The sequence below is a fragment of the Kitasatospora sp. NPDC002965 genome, assembly GCF_040611255.1.
GTDB lineage: Bacteria > Actinomycetota > Actinomycetes > Streptomycetales > Streptomycetaceae > Kitasatospora.
This window is the reverse complement of sequence record NZ_JBEXNT010000121.1, coordinates 1-17793: the sequence shown is the minus strand read 5'-3', so window position 1 is coordinate 17793 and position 17793 is coordinate 1. Positions and strand designations below refer to the sequence as shown.

At 75.1% G+C, this 17793-nt stretch carries 15 protein-coding genes; 1 reads left to right on the top strand and 14 read right to left on the bottom strand.

The genetic code is table 11. The features are described 5' to 3' along the window. Positions 1 to 46: 46 nt before the first annotated feature. Positions 47 to 607, bottom strand: coding sequence for a GNAT family protein (locus ABZY91_RS32980; protein WP_355406751.1), 561 nt, complete (start codon positions 605 to 607; stop codon positions 47 to 49). 244 nt (positions 608 to 851) lie between these two features. Between ABZY91_RS32980 and ABZY91_RS32975 the strand changes: the two genes are divergently transcribed. Beyond that, positions 852 to 1802, top strand: a complete 951-nt coding sequence (locus ABZY91_RS32975) for an NAD-dependent epimerase/dehydratase family protein (protein WP_355406749.1) — start codon at positions 852 to 854, stop codon at positions 1800 to 1802. An 82-nt stretch (positions 1803 to 1884) separates the two neighbouring features. Here the strand turns inward: ABZY91_RS32975 and ABZY91_RS32970 are convergent, their stop codons facing one another. From ABZY91_RS32970 to ABZY91_RS32910, 13 genes are all read right to left on the bottom strand, one after another. Further along, positions 1885 to 2784 carry a Gfo/Idh/MocA family oxidoreductase gene (locus ABZY91_RS32970; protein WP_355406766.1) on the bottom strand — a complete coding sequence of 300 codons (900 nt, stop codon included), beginning with the start codon at positions 2782 to 2784 and terminating at the stop codon, positions 1885 to 1887. 155 nt (positions 2785 to 2939) lie between these two features. Beyond that, on the bottom strand, positions 2940 to 4001 hold the full coding sequence (locus ABZY91_RS32965; protein ID WP_355406747.1) for a hypothetical protein: 1062 nt from the start codon (positions 3999 to 4001) through the stop codon (positions 2940 to 2942). Between the two features lie 2 nt (positions 4002 to 4003). Further along, positions 4004 to 4657: a GAF domain-containing protein gene (locus ABZY91_RS32960; RefSeq protein ID WP_355406745.1), complete on the bottom strand. Its 654-nt coding sequence runs from the start codon at positions 4655 to 4657 to the stop codon at positions 4004 to 4006. Further along, positions 4647 to 5522, bottom strand: coding sequence for a S8 family serine peptidase (locus tag ABZY91_RS32955; protein WP_355406743.1), 876 nt, complete (start codon positions 5520 to 5522; stop codon positions 4647 to 4649). Before ABZY91_RS32955 ends, ABZY91_RS32960 begins: the two co-directional genes overlap by 11 nt. Further along, positions 5515 to 8793: an adenylate/guanylate cyclase domain-containing protein gene (locus ABZY91_RS32950; RefSeq protein WP_355406741.1), complete on the bottom strand. Its 3279-nt coding sequence runs from the start codon at positions 8791 to 8793 to the stop codon at positions 5515 to 5517. The genes ABZY91_RS32955 and ABZY91_RS32950 overlap by 8 nt, the downstream gene beginning before the upstream one ends. After that, entirely contained in the window at positions 8790 to 10313 is a 1524-nt protein-coding gene (locus tag ABZY91_RS32945) for an MFS transporter (RefSeq protein ID WP_355406739.1), read from the bottom strand. The genes ABZY91_RS32950 and ABZY91_RS32945 overlap by 4 nt, the downstream gene beginning before the upstream one ends. Continuing rightward, the gene (locus tag ABZY91_RS32940; protein ID WP_355406737.1) at positions 10310 to 11257 is read right to left on the bottom strand and encodes a hypothetical protein; all 948 of its coding nucleotides are present in this window, start codon (positions 11255 to 11257) and stop codon (positions 10310 to 10312) included. Before ABZY91_RS32940 ends, ABZY91_RS32945 begins: the two co-directional genes overlap by 4 nt. 2 nt (positions 11258 to 11259) lie before the next feature. Continuing rightward, positions 11260 to 12453, bottom strand: a complete 1194-nt coding sequence (locus ABZY91_RS32935) for a radical SAM protein (RefSeq protein ID WP_355406735.1) — start codon at positions 12451 to 12453, stop codon at positions 11260 to 11262. Next, the gene (locus ABZY91_RS32930) at positions 12450 to 13370 is read right to left on the bottom strand and encodes a hypothetical protein (protein ID WP_355406733.1); all 921 of its coding nucleotides are present in this window, start codon (positions 13368 to 13370) and stop codon (positions 12450 to 12452) included. The genes ABZY91_RS32935 and ABZY91_RS32930 overlap by 4 nt, the downstream gene beginning before the upstream one ends. 28 nt (positions 13371 to 13398) lie before the next feature. Further along, the gene (locus tag ABZY91_RS32925) at positions 13399 to 14664 is read right to left on the bottom strand and encodes a glycosyltransferase (RefSeq protein ID WP_355406731.1); all 1266 of its coding nucleotides are present in this window, start codon (positions 14662 to 14664) and stop codon (positions 13399 to 13401) included. 413 nt (positions 14665 to 15077) lie between these two features. Then, positions 15078 to 16970: a BTAD domain-containing putative transcriptional regulator gene (locus ABZY91_RS32920; RefSeq protein WP_355406729.1), complete on the bottom strand. Its 1893-nt coding sequence runs from the start codon at positions 16968 to 16970 to the stop codon at positions 15078 to 15080. A gap of 1 nt (position 16971) precedes the next feature. Further along, positions 16972 to 17163, bottom strand: a complete 192-nt coding sequence (locus ABZY91_RS32915; protein WP_329884063.1) for an aroma-sacti cluster domain-containing protein — start codon at positions 17161 to 17163, stop codon at positions 16972 to 16974. Further along, a complete protein-coding gene (locus ABZY91_RS32910) occupies positions 17123 to 17515 on the bottom strand; it encodes a LuxR C-terminal-related transcriptional regulator (protein ID WP_355406764.1) in 393 nt (130 codons plus the stop codon). The genes ABZY91_RS32915 and ABZY91_RS32910 overlap by 41 nt, the downstream gene beginning before the upstream one ends. Between the last annotated feature and the right edge of the window lie 278 nt (positions 17516 to 17793).

The following is a 17793-nucleotide window of genomic DNA, read 5'->3' as shown; positions in this document are numbered from 1 at the left end:
CGGTCGATCGGCCGGTCCCGCCCCTCCGCACGTCCACCCGTGCCCCTTACCGCACGGTGTCCGCCGGCTTCAGCACGGGGTCGGTCCACTCCTCACTGAGCAGCCCGAGGACGACCTGGTCGCTGAAGGACCCGTAGGTCCAGGCGGAGCGCCGCAGGGTGCCTTCGAGGCGGAACCCGGCGCGGGCGGCCGCGGCGATCATCGGCCGGTTGTCGGCCAGCGTGTCGACCTGGAGGCGCTGCAGCCCGCGAACGGTGAAGCCGTAGTGACAGAGCAGGGCGACCACGTCGTGCGCCAGGCCGCGACCGCGGAAGCCGGGGAGCAGCGCCAGGCCCAGATGGGCGGTGCGACTGTGGGTGTCGATGCCCCACAGCAGTGCCTCGCCGGCCAGTTCGCCGGAGGAGCGCTCCACGACCGAGAAGCACGCCGCCTCGTCGCTCGGGGCGGCCACGGCGTAGGGCGACCCGGCGGCACCGGGCGAGAGGGGCTGCCAGGGCCGGGAGTCGGCGCGGGAGCGGGTGGCGACGTCGTCGTACAGCCCGGACATGAGGACCGGGACGTCGCTCTCGTGCCGGGCACGGAGAACAAGGGCAGCATTTTGTAACATGTCACATTGTTAACAGGGGTCGAGGCTGCCGGGCAACCGAATTCCGCCCGCCTCCGCCTTCCGCCCCCCACGTCCACCCGCACCCGCACCCGGACCCGGACCCGGACCCGGACGCACTCTACGACGCCCCGTCACCGGCGGCCGGGCCAGGGCCAGGTGACGTGACGTCGGGGTGGGCCGGCGGGGGAGCCCTGTCGACATGACCTCGTCACCACCCCCGGAGGGCCCGGGCTAGGGTGTGCTCGTGAGTCTTCATGTGGTTGTCGGATACGGGCCCGCGGGGGCGGCCACCGCTCGGGCGCTGGCCGGGCAGGGGCACGAGGTCCGGGTGGTCAGCAGGTCGGGCCGCTCCCCGGAGGCCGACATCGAGCACGTCGCCCTGGACGCGGCGCACCCCGAGGCCCTGACCGAGGTCGCCCGCGGCGCCGTCGCGCTCTACGGCTGCGCCGCACCGCCCCTCCACCGCTGGACGACGGACTGGCCGCCGCTGGCCTCGTCGCTCTGCGCGGCGGCCGAGTCGACCGGGGCCGTCCTCGTCATGCTGGGCAACCTGTACGGGTACGGCCCGGTGGACCGCCCGCTCACGGAGGACCTGCCGCTCGCCGCCACCGGCCCCAAGGGGCGCACCCGGGCGGCCCTCTGGGAGCAGGCGCGGACGCTGCACGAGGCGGGCCGGATCAGGGCGGTCGAAGTACGTGCCTCCGACTTCTTCGGCCCCGGTGTGACGGACGGGGGCCACCTGGCCGGGCGCGTCCTGCCGCGCCTGCTGGACGGCCGGTCCGTCACGGTGCTCGGCGACCCGGACACCCCGCACAGCTGGACCTACCTCCCCGACACGGCCTCGGCGTTGATCGAGGTCGCGGGCGAGGAGCGGGCCTGGGGCCGGGCCTGGCACGTGCCGACGGCCCCCGCGCTGTCCGCGCGGACCATGGTCGCCCGGCTCGCCGCCGACGCGGGAACCGGCCCCGTGGCGGTGCGGCGGCTGTCACCGGCGGTGCTGGGAGCGGCGGCGCTCTTCTCCCCGCTGCTCCGCGAACTCCGGGAGGTGCGCTACCAGTTCGACCGCCCGTTCGTGATCGACTCCGCCGCCTACGAGGCCGCGTTCACGCTGCGCGCCACCCCGGCCGAGGAGCAGTTCCGGGCGACGGTGGACTGGTGGCGCCGCCGGATCGCCGCCCCCGCGCGACACGCCTGAGCCCGACCTCCCTGCCCACGTCCGCCCCGCACGCCTGGCTGCGGTGGGCCGGTCCGCGGGAGGTCGCGGACCGGCCCGGGGCTCAGGCGGACTCCAGCCGCTCGACGATCTGCTCGCACAGCTCGTGGGTGCGCAGGGCGTCGTGGGCGTCGAGGGTCTTCCCGGAGCGGACGGCGTCCAGGAAGGTCAGCACGACCTGCTCGATGCCGCGCTGGCGGGCGACCGGCACCCAGTCGCCGCGACGGCGGACGGTCGGCTGGCCGCGGTGGTCGATCACCTCGGCCAGGTTGTGGACCTCGCGCTTGGAGTCACCGCCGGAGACCTCCAGGATCTCCTCCGTCGAGCCGGAGAGCCGGTTCATGATCCCCAGCGCCGTGAAGCCCTCACCGGACAGGGTGAGGACCACGTGCTCGACCAGGCCGCCGCGCACCCGGGACCGGACATCGACGTGCTCGATCTCGCCGGGCACCAGGAACCGCAGCAGGTCCACGACGTGGATGAAGTCGTCGAAGATCATCGGCCGTGGCGCCTCGGGCAGCCCCTCGCGGTTCTTCTGCAGCACGATCAGGTCGCGCGGACGCTCCTTCGCCTGCACGTAGCCCGGCGCGTGGCGGCGGTTGAAGCCCACCATCAGCGACCGCCCCGTGCGGTCGGCGAGGTCCACCAGCCGGCGGGAGCCCTCCAGGGTGTAGTCGAGCGGCTTGTCCACGTACACGTCGACGCCGGCGGTCAGCAGCTGCTCGACGATCGGGACGTGCTGATCGGTGGCCGCGTGCACGAACGCGGCCCGGATCCCGCTGCCGATGAGCTCACCGAGGTCGGTGAACCGGTGCTCCGGGTCGATCCGGTGGGCGTCGCCGATCCGGTCGAGCTTGGCCCGGTCCCGGGTCATCAGCCGCAGGTCCAGGCCGGGCAGCGCCGTGAGCACCGGCAGATAGGCCTTCTGCGCGATGTCGCCGAGGCCGATCACCCCGACCGGCAGCACGGCGTCGGGAACGGCGGTCTCACTCATGGAATCTCCTGCCAGGGGGCGAACGATCATCAGGCGGCTCCACCCTACGAGCTGCCCCGCCGACCGAACCAGGCACCCGGCCGAACCAGGCACCCGGCCGCGCCGGGCCCGCCGCCGGGGCGCGGTCACCCGCCGGACCCGGCCCGGGGGGCGGAGAGGAAGCCCAGGAGGTCGAACGGTCCCGGGGTGGGCAGTGCCTCGCGGTGCAGGGCCGCCAGCATGGCGGCGACCGCGGTGGTGACCGGGGCCGTCCCCGCCCGCTGTTCGGCCCAGAGCCAGTCGCCGTCGGGGTTGACCTCCAGGAAGACCGGTCCGCCGGCGCTGATCAGGAAGTCGAACGCGCCGTAGCGGAGCGCCATCGCGGCGGCCAGGGTCCTGGTGGCGGAGGCGACGGCCGGCGGCGTCCGGACGGGCTCGGCCCCGACCCGCTCGGGAGCCGTCCACGGGTCGGCCGGCGAGGTCTTGCCGATCCGGAAGGCGTGCAGCCGCCCGGCCACGTGGTAGACGCGCAGCTCCGCCTCGTGCTCGACGTACTCCTGCACGATGACGGGCGGACCCGGTCCCGGGCCGGGGTCCGCGGCCGGGTCGTCCCGTTCGACGACCACGGGGAAGATCCCGTTCAGGCGCCCCGGCTCCGGCTCGACGAAGTGGTGGTGGGCCGCCTTGACGACCAGCCGCGGGCAGTCGAACGCGCCCCGGGCGCGCTGCGGGTCGGTGGTCAGCACCGTGCGCGGGACGGCGATCCGGTGGTGCCGGGCCAGGTCCAGCTGGGCGAGCAGCCCCGGCCCGGTCGCACGGATCGCCGTCCCGGAGACCGCCGCCAGCTGGTCGGCCGCGGCCTGCCAGGACTCGCGCAGGAACACGGTCCGGGCCGGATCCCCGGTGCTCTCGATGGCGGACGCCGAGAAGTGCCTCACCCAGGTCACCGTGGGGGTCAGCCAGCGGCCGTTCAGCCGGACCGCCCGGCGTTCCGGGTCGACGAGCAGGTCCGCGGCACCGAGCTCGTCGGCGTTCAACCGCTCCGACCGGACGCCCGCGCTCCCCAGCAGGCCCTGTACCGGCTCCAGGCCCCCGTCGCAGGCGCGGCTGAGCAGCAGGACGGCCGGGGCCGGCCGGGGGCGGACGTCGACGGTGCGGCCGGGGCGGGCGAGCTGGTCGAGGAAGGCCGAGGGGCCGTCAGCCGCCACCGTCAGCCGTCGCCGTCGGCCAGCAGCTCGTCCGCCATCGTCAGGAGCTTGGCGACCGTCGCGGCCACCTGCTCGGACGCCCGCGGCAGCCGCTCCGCCACCCGCTGCAACAGGACCAGGTCGGGCTGCGGGACCGCGGCCTGCGTCGCCGCCGCGCGGGAGGCGCGGTCGGCGTCCAGCGACCGGAGCCGGACGAGCAGCTCCAGCACCGTCGCCATCTCGGTCGCCAGCAGCCCCAGGGAGGCCATGTCGCCGAGGTCGCAGCGTTCGCGGCTGTCACGGTCCAGCACCGACAGCACCCCGATGCAGTCGCCCTCGCAGATGAGCGGCGCGGCCATGATGCTGCGCGGCACGTAGCCGGTGGACTCCGCGGCGCCCCGGGCGAACCGGGGGCTGTCGGCCACGTCGTCGATCACCACCGGCTGCCCGGACACCATCGCCCAGCCGGCGATGCCGGTGCCGCTCGGGAACCTCGTCCCGAGCAGGTGGTGTTCGCCCTCGCCCGCGACCGCCTCGAAGACCAGGTCCCCGTTGTCCTGGTCCACCAGGAGCACGGAGGCGGCGGCCGCGCCGAAGACGCTGCGGGCGACTTCCACGATCGACTGGAGCAGTCTTCGTTGCGGGATGCCGGCACTGTCCAGCGGGTCAGTCGACACGCGCACCTCCCTCGGGTACGGCTACGTTCTCGGCGGCCAGGTAGAGGACGGACTTGAGTTGGAACGGCGTGAGCGCGCGGTGCTTGCCGAGGATGAGCGCGCAGATGCCCGCGATGTGCGGGGTGGCGAAGCTGTTGCCGGTGCTGAGCAGCCGCCGCCCGCCCGGCCCTGCCACCGGCACCCGCACGCCCCGTGCGTAGAACTCGACCGGTGGGGACGGGTTGTAGTAGTAGGTCATCGGGTCGGGGCGGTCGTGGCTGGCCACCGAGATGACCGAGGCGAACGGCCACGGATAGCTGTGGACCGGCATGTTGTGGGCCGACGCGACGATGATGCAGCGCCGGAAGTAGGCGGCGTCCGAGAGGTCGCGCAGGCCGTCGCGGAAGTCCGGCTTCGTCGTCGAGAGGCTCATGTTGATGACGTCGAACCCCTCCTCGATGGCCCAGGTCAGCCCGGCCAGCAGGGCGGCGCCGCTGCCGTGCCTGCCGCCGGAGAGGACGCGCACCGAGGTCAGCGACACGGCGGGGGCGATCGACCGGATCACGCTCGCGCAGGCGGTACCGTGCCCCGCCGGGTCGCCCGGTTCGGTCGGGGTGACGGCGAGGACGCCGTCCTCGCCCTTGACCACGTCCATGGCACGGTCGAGCCCGCCGACCATCGGGTGGTCGGCGTCCACGCCGCTGTCGAGCACGCAGACGCGGACGCCGGAACCGTCCGCGCCGCCCCAGGCCCACTCCCGGGTGACCGGGCCGAGCGGGCTGACCTCGAAGGGCTCCTGCGGCACCACCGAGACGGGCATGCTCCAGGCGGGCACGCCCGGGAAGTGGTCGCGCGGCGGCCGGCGCCAGGGCGGCAGGTCAGTCATCGGCCGCGCCCTCCCCCGGTCCGCCGGGCCCGCCCGGTTCCGGACCCGCCCTCCCGTCCGCACCCGCACCCGCACCCGCACCCGCCTTGCCGTCCGCCGTCCCCGGCCCGTGGGCGGCGAGCCAGCGACGGACCCGTCCGGCGGGCAGCGCGGCGCCCTTCGCCTCGAACATCCGCAATGCCTCGGTCCCTTCAGCCCGCGCCCGTTCGGTCATCCCGGCCGCTTCGAGCACGATCGCCAGGTCGAGGAGGGTCTCCCCGGTCAGGCACAGGTCGTCGCACCGGGCCACCAGCGCACGAGCCGCCCGGGCCCCGGCGAGCGCCTCCTCGTGGTGCCCCCGGACGGAGGCGATCCGCCCGCGCAGCGCGGCCTCGCCCAGCCGTGCCCGCAGGCCCGCGCCCTCGCCGTCGTCCGCGCCGTCCAGGTCCGGGCCGTCGAGGTCCGGGCCGTCGAGGCGGTCGAGAGCGGCGGCTGCGGCGGCGGTCCGGCCCTGGGCGAACAGTTCCCGGGCGATCGCGACCTCGGTGTTCCGGGTGTCGGTCGCGTGCTCCGAGGTCCGCAGCACGCCCAGGCTCTGCCGGTACCGCGACTCCGCCACGTCGTGGGCGCCGGCCAGCGATTCCACGAAGCCCGCCGTGTCCAGCACCACCGCGTCCGCGAGATCGGCGTGCACGTCGCGGGAGTAGGTCAGCGCCTCGGCCACGGTGCGCCGCGCGCCGTCCAGGTCGCCGCCGAGCGCCTCCAGGTGCGCCCGGGTCACCAGGACCGGGAGGAGCAGCGACCGGCTCGCGGCGAACCGGACGCCGAGCGCGGCGCAGAGCCTCAGCCCGGCGTCCACCCGCATCGGCGTCCACTGGGCCAACTCGCAGACGGCGCAGAGCAGCCGGTCCTCCTGGTAGCCGTCGCCCAGGGTCCGTGCCAGGGCCAGCGCGCGCCCGAACGAGGCCGCCGCGGACGCCGCGCGCTCGGCGACGAGTTCGAGGTGGGCGAGCAGTTCGTGCAACCGGCACCAGCTGAGATCGTCCTCGGGGTCCTGTTCCAGCTCCGCCGCGATCCGCTCCGCGTCCGCCGCCACGGACGCGGGCGGCGCCAGGCCGAGCCGGAGCGCGACGATTGCGCGCTGGACCGCCAGGGTGGCCGCGGACCGCCGGTCCCCGGGCAGCGCGGCCTCCGCCGCGGCCAGCGCGGACCGGCACCGCTCCTCGTCCTGGAGCCAGATTCCGGCGTCGCAGACGTGCAGCGCGAGCGCCGTGTGGCGGGGATCACCGACCGGCAACAGTTCCCTCGCCCGCTCCAGGAGCTGGACGGCCGCCGGCAGGTCCTTGCGGGCCAGCGCGTGCATGCCCTCGGCGGTCAGGGTGTCCGCCGCCGCACCGGCCAGTCGCGGGGGCTGCGGGTCGCCCGGCCGCAGCTGCCTGCGCAGCCGGGAGGTCTCCTCGACGTGGTAGGCCACCGCCATCGCGTCCTGCGGCAGCTCGCCGGAGAACCGCTCGGCCAGGAAGTCGTGCCAGCGCTCGCGGCGGGTCTTCGGGGTGAACTCGTAGGCGGTGTCGCGCAGCAGGGCCTGGGCGAAGCGGAAGGTGCCGGCCGGGCCTCGTTCGAGGACGCGCCGGCGGACCAGCCGTGACAGCGCCTCGTCGGCCTCGGCGGAGCCGGTGCCGTCCGCGGCGGCCATCACCCGCAACAGCTCCCGGGTGGACTCGCGCCCGACCACCGCGGCCAGCTCCACCATACCCCGTTCGGTGACGGGCAGCTGGTCCAGCCGGGCACCCAGCATCGCCTGGATCGTGGGCGGGACGTTGGTGCCGGGGGCCGTCTCCGCGAAGACGTCCATGAGCTGCTCGGCATAGAGCGGGTTGCCGTCGCACAGGGTGGCGACGCGGCTGTTGACCTCCTGGAGGTCCTGCGGAACCACCTCGGCGAGGACTGACAACTCGCCCAGCAGGGACGTGATCTGAGGGAGAGTCAGCGGTCCGACGTCGAGCGTCGTCGCACCCGGTTTGCCGGCGCCCCAGCCGGTGCGGGTCTCCAGGAGTTCGGGGCGGGCGACGCACAGCAGCAGGACCGGGACCCCGCGCAGCCAGGTCGCGACCTCGTCGATGAGGTCCAGCAGGGTCTCCTCCGACCAGTGCAGGTCGTCCCAGACCATGACCACGGACCGCGAGCGGCCGAGGACCTCCAGAAGGTGCCGCACCGCCCAGGCGATGTCCTCGACACCGGCCGCGCCGCCGTCCTGGTCCACGACCGTGCCGAGGGTGCGCGCCGCCAGGCCGTGGGCCGGCGCCGCCGCTCCGTCGTCGCCGGCCCGCGCCGGGTCCTCCTCCAGCAGCCGGGCGAGGGCCGGCCAGCCGCCGGGGAGCGAGCCGAGCATCTCGGCCAGCGGACGGTAGGTGATCCCCCGGCCGTAGGCGGAGCACCGGCCGGCGAGCACCGTCACCTCACCGGCCGGCAGGCCCGCGAGGAACTCCCTCACCAGGCGCGACTTTCCGATGCCGGGCACGCCGACGACGGTGGCGAGGCAGACCTGCCGCCGCAGCCGGGCCCGCCGGAAGCCGCGCTCCAGCGCCTCCAGTTCGTCGACCCGGCCGATGAACGGGGTCACCGGCCCGGGGAGGTCGGCCGCCGGCTCCGGGGCGGTCACCCGCCAGGCCGGCAGCGGGCGGGCCTTGCCCTTCACCCGCAGCGGAGCGACGGGCTCGATCCCGACCTGCCACCGCACCATCGCGGCGGTGTCGGCGCAGAGCAGCACCTCGCCCGGGCGGGCGGCCGTCTGCAGCCTGGCGGCCGTGTTGACCGAGTCGCCGACGACCCGGAAGTCGTCCCCCGGTCTGGTGATCACCACGACGTTGCCGGTGCACACACCGGCCCGCGCCTCCAGCTCGACCTGGTACTCGGCGCTGAGCTCGGCGGTCAGGCCGGCCAGGGCCGCGAGCGCCCCGTTCGCGGCGCGCACCGCCCGGAGCGCGTCGTCCTCGCGGGCCACGGTGGCGCCGAAGGCGGCCAGGATCGCGTCGCCGATGAACTTCTCCACCTCCCCGCCGTGTTCGGCGATGCAGGCCCCGCAGCTCGCGAAGTAGCGGTCCATGACCTGCCGCAGCGGCTCCGGGTCCAGGCGTTCGGCGAGCGCGGTCGAGCCGACGATGTCCAGGAACAGCATGGACACCTTCCGGCGCGTCTCGCGCGGAGCCCCACCGGCCGTGAGCGGCGTGCCGCAGCCGGCGCAGAACCGGTCCGACCCACCGGCGAGCCGGCCGCACCCGGAGCAGATCACTGCGGGCCCGCCGGGGCGGGGCGGGCGGCGGGCCCGGCGGGATCGGCCCCGGGCGCAGCGGGCCCCGCCGGATCGGGCTCCACCGGATCGGGCCCCGCCCCGGATCCGGTCCCGGCCTCGCTCCCGGGACCGGCTTCGGCCTCGGGCCCGGGCTCGGTCCCGGCCTCGGGCTCGGGCTCGGGCTCGGGCTCGGCCTTGGCGGCCGGGGCGGCGGCCGTGTCGGGGAGCGCGATCCGGGCGTAGACGCCCGCGAGGACCACGACGACCGCGGACGCCGCGAAGATCGTGTCGATCGGGCCGAACCGCTGGCCGGCCAGCGAACCCGAGAAGTCCCGCAGCCCGGTGCCGGCGAGCCAGCCCGACAGCACCGCGGCCAGCATCGCGGCCAGCCGGGTGACGGGATAGAACACGGCGACCACCCGGCCCCGGAACTCCTGGGGCGTCGCCGCCAGCAGCAGCGGCGACATGGCGGTGTTCAGCATGGTGATCGGGAGGACGAAGAGGAACAGCAGGGTCACCGCGGCCGGGAAGCCGCTCTGGCGGGAGTACAGGAGCAGCAGGGCGCCGCTCACCATCAGCCCGATCCAGGTGGTCCTCCGGGCGCCGATCCACTGGACCACCCGGCCCGCGGCGAGCGCTCCCACGATGCCGCCGATCCCCATCGCCATGCCGAGGTAGCCGTACAGCTCGGCGGACGCGTGCAGGTTCCTGGTGGCGAAGAAGATGTTCAGGGTGTTCAGGGCGCCGATGCCGAGCTGGCCGATCACGGCGAACAGCAGCAGCGCCACGAGGAACCTGCTGCGGCGGAAGAACCGCAGGCCCTCCAGGAACTCCGCGCCCAGTCCGCGCCGTTCGGCGGCCGGCCTGCCCCGGTCCGGCTTCGCGGCCCGTGCGTCCCCGGCCGCCGGCCGCACGTCCACCGACCGGATGGCGAGGTAGGACACCAGGTAGGAGAGGGCGTTGAACAGCAGTGCCCACTGCAGGCCGACCGTGAACAGCAGCGGCGCGGCGAGCGGCGGCCCGATGATCCAGGCGGTCTGTCCGGTCGCCTGGGCGATCCCGGCCGCTCTCGCCCGGTCGGCCTCCCCCGTGACGAGTTCCGCGATGACCGAGAACCTCGCCGGGGTGAAGAACTGGCTGGCCGCGTTGAGGACCAGCACCGTCGCGTAGATCAGGCCGAGCCACAGCCCGACCGGGAGGTCACCGGCCGGCAGGAAGGAGACCGCGGTCAACAGGGCCACCAGCCCGCCCCGGATCGCCTCGGTGCCGAGCATCGTCGCACGCTTGTCCCAGCGGTCGACGAACACGCCCGCGAGGGGGCCGACGAACAGGACGGCGGCGCTGGTCGCCAGGACGACGCCGCTGACCGCCTGCGGCGCCCACGGCTTCCCCCTGGCCAGCTCCATGGCCACCCACAGGACCAGGGTGGTGCTGAAGACGGCGTCCCCGACGGAGGAGACGGCCTGCCCGAACCAGAGGCGGGTGTAGCTGGGGTCGATGAGGACCAGTCGTGGTCTCATGAGGCGTGCTCCGGCCGGAGGAGGAGCGTCATCAGGGCGGTCACCAGGGTCGTGTGGTAGGCCGTCGCGAAGAAGGCCCCGACCGGTTCGGCGTCCGTCGCGGCGGTCCTCGCGGACCGGCCGGGGAGCGCGCCGTCGGGCCGCTGGGCCCGGACCAGGCAGTCGACGGCGGCACGGCCCCAGGGGGTGCGCAGCGGGTCGAGGCGCAGGCAGACCTGGGCCATGACGAGCTCCGCGGCCAGGTCCCACCAGTCGTGCCGCACGCAGTGCTCCAGCAGCCGGCGGAGCAGCTCCGCCGCGTCCGCGAGGGCCGTCGCGGAGAGCCCGGGGGCGGTCCGGCCGAAGTCGCTGAGGTAGAAGCTGGAGTGCGTGAGGGCGTACGCCTCCGGGACGGTGACCGGTGCCGCGTCGTCCGGCCCGGCACGGTCCGGTGCGGCACGGTCCGGCATCGCGGCGGGCAGCCGGACGAGGAAGTTCTGACCGAGCAGTTCCTCGTAGGGTTCGAACGCGTGCGGCACCCCCGCCTTGTCCGCGTAGTGGCGCAGCTCCAGCTGCTGGTAGGCCGACCTGCCGTGCGGTGACAGGTCGTCGGGGGTCAGCCGGGCGAGCACCGCCCGGTGCGGCGTGCCGTCGGTCCCGGCGGGTGCCAGTGCCGCGCAGGCCAGTCCGTACGGGGCGGCGCACCGGGGGTCGGCGGTGAGGAGCGCCGGGAAGTCCGGGTGCTGCCAGACCGTGCGGACCACCGCGGTCGCCTGGTCGAGGCGGGGGTCGCCCCCCGTGTCCCGTCGGGCCCACAGGTGGCAGAGCAGCGCCAGTTCCAGCGCGGCCTTCGCCCGCCCGTGCTCCGCCGAGCGGCCGGACGCCGAGTACGGGTCGAAGTGGTCCAGGTGTCGCCCCAGCCAGGCGAGCGTGCCGGCGGACAGCCGGTCGAGGTCCGATGGCATGGCTACAGGCGCCCCGTCTCGTCCAGGTAGTCGAGCAGGGCCGCGTCCACCGTGTCGTGGAAGGCGGCGAGTGTCCGCCGGTCCTCCTCGCGCCGGTACAGGTCCTCGCAGCCGACCCACCGCTCGCGGGTGACCGTGTCGGGCAGGTACCCGCCGGTGACCGTGCCGACCTCCCACGCCGTCCTGCCCGCGGTCTCCCAGCAGCTCGCCAGGGTGCCGTCCGCGCTGACCACAGCGCCGTAGCGGCCGTCCCGGTAGCCGCAGGTGACGCACGGCCGGTGGCCCTGCGGCCGGGTGACGGTGAATCCGAGGTCGAGCGCCCGCCGCTGCCACCGGGTGAAGCGGGCCGACAGCTCGCCGGTGTGCAGCAGGTCGTTGCCGTAGCCGATGCCCACGTCGCCGACCTGGGCGAAGTACAGGGTGCACCGGGCGGGGTCGAGCCGTGTGGCGAGCCGGTCGATCAGCGCGTCGACGCCCCGGTAGGTCTCCCCGGAGACGTTCACCCGCAGCAGCCACCGGAGCGGGGAGGTCTCGGACGCCCGGACGAGGTTGTGGACGATCGTGTCGAAGGTCCCGCCGCCGTCCGTGCGCCCGACCCGGATGCGGTCGTGGTCGGGGCGGTCGCCGTCGAAGGTGATCTGGACGGACCCCAGCCCGAGGCCGGAGAGCCGGGCGGCCAGTGCAGGGGTGAGCAGGGTGGCGTTGGAGATCATCCAGGCGGAGACCGGCCCGCGGGCGGCCGCGCGTTCCAGCAGTTCCAGGCAGCCGCGCGGGTTGAGCAGGGGTTCGCCGCCGAACAGCAGGATCCGGAGCTCCTCCAGTCCGGCGGCGGCCATCTGCCGCTCGGTGAAGTCGAGGATCGAGGTGATCGTCCGCGAGGTGAGGCGGGTCCGGGCGATCCGCGGCGGACGGCTGCCGCCGTCCGGGTCCTGGCTCGTGTTCTGGAAGCAGTAGCCGCAGCCGAGGTTGCAGTGGGTGCTGGTCAGCACGGTCAACGCGTAGCTGTGCGGGGGTTCGGCGGTCATCAGGCCGTACTCGCGGAGCCGGCGTTCGGTGCCCGGCCGGAGCGAGCCGTCGGCGGTCAGCTGGGTGGGGCGCAGGCGGGCCAGCCCGCCGCCCGGGCCGAGGAACCACCAGTTCCGCTCGCCCCGGAGGAGGCGGACGCCGCGGTCGAGGTCGGCCTGCGCGGGGTTCACCGGGCACCCCGCGTCGCCGGCGCCCGGTCCCGGCCGGTGGCGTGGTCCGCCGCCGGAGGCCCGGCGCTCCCGCCCGCCGTACGGGCGCCGTCCGGGGGGCCGGCGTCCGGTGCGCCGCCTCGCCGGCCGTGGGCGACGGTCAGCGCGGTGAGGGCCGTCACCAGGGTGGCCTGGTAGGCCTTCCGGAAGAACTCCGCCGTGGTCGCGGTGGTGTCCGCCCGGTCGGCGGCGGACCGTCCGGGAACGGCGCCGCCGGGCGACTGCACCTCGCCGAGCAGCCGCAGGCCGGCCTCTCCCGAGGGGGTGCCGAGCGGGTCGAGGCCGAGGCAGTGCTGCGCGAGCACCAGCTTGGCCGTGAGGTCCCAGTCGCCGTTGCGCACGCAGTCCCCGGTGAGGCGGCAGACCAGGTCGCGGGCGTGTTCCAGGGCGTCGCCGGTCAGGCCGGGGTCACGGAAGCCGAAGTCGCTCAGGTGGAAGAGGGTGTGGGTCACGTCGCAGACGTCCGGCTCACCGACCGGCTGCCCGTCGCGGTGCCGGGCCAGCCGGCTGGCCTCGTACAGTCGCCGGTAGGAGTGCAGCCGGTGTCCGACGCCGGCGAGGTCGGCGTAGAACCTGGTCTCCAGGTGGAGGAAGGGCGACTTCCGGCCCGGCGTCAGGAAGCCGCCGGCCGTCACCTCCGCGAGCGCGGTCCGGTGCGGGCCGTCGGTGAGCCCGGCGGGTGCCAGTGCGCCGTACATCAGCTTGAACTGCCAGGCGTAGCGCGGCTCGGCGACGAGCAGGGCCGGATGGGCCGGGCTGCGCCAGACCCGCTCGACGGTCCCGGTCACCTCGGCCAGGCCCGGGTCCGACGGCGCGGCCCGCTCCCAGGAGCGGCGCAGCAGGGCGAGCTGCAGCAGGGCCTTGACGCGTGGTGTCACCGGCAGTTCGGCCCGGCCCGACGGGGAGTCAAGGTAGCCCGAGTGAAGGCGTATCCACTGCAGTGCGCCCGCCGCCAGGCTCTCCACGGCCGCTGCGTCCGGGCCGGCTGATCGAGTACCCATGGTTCTCCCTAGAGGTTGCGGACCGCTGGGCCGCCTGCTCGATGACGTCGGCCGCACGGGCCGGGCTGTTCGCCGCCGCGAGCCGGCGGCCGAGCCGGCGGGCCCCCTCCCGCAGCCGGTCGTCCTGCCAGGCCGCCTCGACCGGCCGGGGCCGGTCCGGCCGCTCCGCCCTCGGGATGTGCACGGCCACGCCGGCCCGGAGGCAGGCGCCGGAGAGCACCGGCTGCTCGGATCCGTTGGGGGTGACGCCGAGGGGCCGGCCGCGGAGCAGCGCGCCGAGTACCGGGGCGGAGGTGCCGCTGGTCAGCACGAGTCCGGCGAGGTCGACGAGCGGCCCCAGCCAGGGTTTGCGGACGAGCAGGACGTCGGCGCCGGGCGCGGGTCGCGGGTCGGCCGTCCGCCCCTGCTCGACCACCGCCTGGAACGGGCCGCCGGTGAAGGTGGCGTTGAGGCGCGGCCAGGGGGTGCCGCCGCCGAAGAACCGGCCGAGGTGCACGTAGACGACGGGCTTGCCGACGCGTGCCAGGTGGTCGGTGATCGCCGCGAGTTCGGCCCGGTCGGCGGCGGGCTCCCAGGCCAGCGGCCCGACCTGGTGCGCGCGCTCGGGCAGCACCGCGCCCGGGTACTCCAGCTCGGGGTCGCCGCGGAGCAGCAGGGCGTCGCCGAGCAGCGGGCCGTCCGGCCACCGGGAGGGCCGGCTCGCCAGGCCGGCCTGCTCGCGGGTGGCGGCGTACAGCTCCAGGCACTCGTGGGTCCGGTTCTCCCTGGTGCGGCCCCACTGGGGCTCGTCCTCGCCGCCGGTGCGGTAGTTCCAGAGGTGGACGGAGAGTCCGATCACCGCCACCGGGATGTCCAGCGCCTCGGCGGCGAGCAGGGCGCCGTTGCACAGCACCGAGGTGACCAGCAGGTCGGCCCGCGCCTCCCGGGCCGCGCGTACGGTCGCCCGGTACTGCTCCACCCCGGCCGGGCCCCACCGGGCGGCGGAGAAGGCCCGCGCGCCGCCGAAGTCGTCCGCCGGCGCGAACGGCAGGCCCGCCTCGGCCACCACGGCTGCGGCACCGGCCCGGCCGAGCACGCCGACCCGGTGGCCCCGGCGCCGCAGCTCCCGCCCGGCGGCGAGTGCCGGGTAGAGGTAGCCGCCGTCGCTGAGCGGGCAGAGCAGGATGTTCACGGGGCCTCCGGGCCGGGGCGGGCCGACACCGAGCGGGCCGCCCCGGTTCCGGCGGCTCGCGCCGGGGACCGGATGGCCCGCTCGGTTCTCGTGGCTCGACCTGTCGAGTCGGTCGGGTCAGAGGGCCGCGCTGTTGTTGATGATGCAGATGGAATCCTCGCCCGCATCGTGCGCGACGACGTCGACGTCCTCGTCCTCGACCTCGGTCGGCTCCGGGTTGATGTCCTCGGGCATGTTGCCTCCTCTCCCCTGGCGGCGTCCGCTACGCCGATCCCAGAGAACGGTAGGGATCCTCGGTATGACGACGATTAGTCAGCGGTTCAATACCGGTATGACAGCCACTCAGAGCCCCTTCGAGCGGCCGCACGGGCGGCTGTACGGGCGGCCGGCGGGTCGGCCGCCCGGCCCGCCGCTCAGGGGTGCGGCACAGGACTCCGGTCGGCCGTGCGGGCCGGGGTCCGCCCGGCCGCCGTCTCCCGCGCGTAGGCGTACGGCAGCGCCGGCATCTCGTAGCGCACCGTGTGTGCGAGCCCCTCCACGTTGGGGACGGTGAGGAGGCTGGCCTCCAGGAGGTGCTCCAGGACCCGCACCGCCGCGTCCGGCCGGCAGTCCAGCACCGCGGCGGCCTGCTCCAGCGTGAACACGGGCTCCGCGAGCAGCCCGAGCCGCAGCACCGCCCAGTGCGCCGCCTCGGGCAGGTCCCCGATGGACTCGGCCAGCCGGGCACGGACCGCCGGGTCGCCGCCGCAGAGCTCGTCCAGCAGCCCCGGGGCACCGGCCATCCGCGCGCTGTACTCGCGCAGCGGCACGTGGCGCAGGAACGCCAGCCGGTCCGCCACCAGCCGGACCCCGAGCGGCAGCAGCCCCGCCGCCCGGACGATCCGGCCGGCCGACTCGCGGTCCGCGTCGACCCGGTCCGGGCCGATCACCCGGCCGAGGAACTCCACGGCCTCCTCCACCGCCAGCGAGGAGAGCCAGAAGCGGTGGGCGCTCTCCAGGCCGATCATCCGGGGCCGGGCCGTCACCACGACCGCGCTCTCCCCGGCCTCCGGCAGCAGCGGCCGGACCTCGCTCTCCCGCCGGGCGTCGTCGACGACCACCAGGGCCCGGCGTCCGGTCAGCCAGAGCTGCCAGGCCCACCGGAGGTCCGGCGGGTCCGGCAGTCCGGCGGGCTCCGGCCGGCCGGGTGCGACCGCGGCCAGCAGCTGGCGCAGCACGTCGTCCAGCGGGCGCAGTCTGCCGTCGTCGCCACGGAGCCGGACGAACAGCCGGCCGTCCGGGAAGCGGTCGCCGAGCCGGTGTGCGACGTGGACGGCGAGCGCCGTCTTGCCGGAGCCGAGCGGGCCGGTCACCACGGCCAGCCGGTTGCCGCCCCGGGCCAGCGCCTCGGACAGCTGCCGGGCGGCCGGCGCCCGGCCCGTGAAGGCCGGTGGATCGCAGGGCAGCAGGTTCGGCGGGGCCGTCCGGCCCCGCCGTGGTTCCGCGGGCGTCGCCGCGACCGCCTCGGCCGCCCGCGGCAGCGGCTCCGCCGACGCCGGCCCCTCCCCGGGGGGCCGCAGCCCGGCGGACGGGCGCAGCTCGGCGGGCTCCCTCGGCCCGGCGGGCGCCGGCTCGCACAGCAGCGAGCGGTAGAACCGGACCAGCGCCGGACTGGGCGGCAGCCCGAGTTCGTGGGCCAGGCACTGGCGCAGCTCGTCGTAGACCGCCAGCGCCTCGGAACGCCGCCCCGCCTGGCACAGCGCGGTCATCTGCAGCATCCGCAGCCGCTCCCGCAGCGGGTGCAGCTGGACGGTCTCGGTGACGCGCTCGATCACGGCGGGCCCGCCGCCGGCAGCGATCTCCGCCTCCACCCAGTCCTCGAAGACCCCGAGGAACCTGCGGTCCAACCGCTGGGCGGCGGCCCCGATCAGCGGCACGTCCCGGAACCCGTCGAGCGCCGAGCCGCGCCACAGGTCCAGCGCCTCGGTCAGCGCACCGGCCCGGGCCCGCTGCTCGAAGCAGAGCGCGTCGAGCTCGCCGGCCGCCGTGTGGAGCACGTACCCGCCGGTCTGGTGGCTGATCCGCGATCCCGACTCCACACCCACCAGGCGGCGCAGTCCGGACACGTACACCTGGACGTTCTTGCGGGCCGTCCGCGGCGGGGCGTCGTCCCACAGCGCCTCGACCAGGGAGTCGAACGAGACCCGCGCATTCGCGTGACACAGCAGGGCGGCCAGGAGAATCTGCTGTTTCCGCGATCCCGGGTCCACCGAGCGGCCGTTCGCCAGCACCCGCAGAGGGCCCAGAATCCCGAAACTCACCGTCATCTCACGCCAACTTGATAACGAGGGAATGCCCTTCCACCTCGGCGTCCGAAACCGCGTCCAGCCGTTGTTTGACGGAGTTGAGGACGGTCACCTCGTCCTCGGTGAGCCGTGCGAGCACGTCCCGCTGCTCCTCCGTCAGCAGGTCGACCGGGTTACCCGCTTGCCGCAGGGCGGCGAGGGCGTCGAAGGTCATGGTCCCCTCCTGTCTCGTGTGCCAGAACATCATCGTCTTCGGCCCGAACGCCGTCCATGAGACCTTTGGGCCAGAAAGCACCGTCGACCGGGGACGAAGCCGCCATCAGCGCGAGGAGGCCGGCCTGCAGTCTTGACCGAAGTCCCAGCTTCGCCAGAATGGCGGTGACGAACCGCTTCACCGTGCGTTCGCTGACCTGCATTTCTCGGGCTATCGAGCGGTTGTCGTACCCGAGGCCCAGGAATTCGAGGACGACGCGTTCCCGGGGAGTGAGCGCCCGGCTGAGCGGCAGGGCCTCCGCCAGCGGCTGCGGCAGCCCCGGCTGCCGGTGCGCCCCGCACGCCGGACACACCACGGCGATCGAACCACCCGCCCCGCTCAACGCCGTCGTACCTCGGTACACGAACGCGGCGGTCCGTCTCCATCAGACATCACCAGGATCCCCCCTCGGGCCACACGACCGCCGTGCCCACATGCTGACGCGAGGACCGGGCACCGGCAAGAGGGCTGACCGACCCTCGTCATCTCGACCTCCCACCGGGGCAAGGGAGTTGTGGCCGGAGCGACGGATGTGAAGAGTCCCCGCGGCCCGGCCGGGGCCGGGCCGCGTCGGGGGGGGGGCCGCCCGGA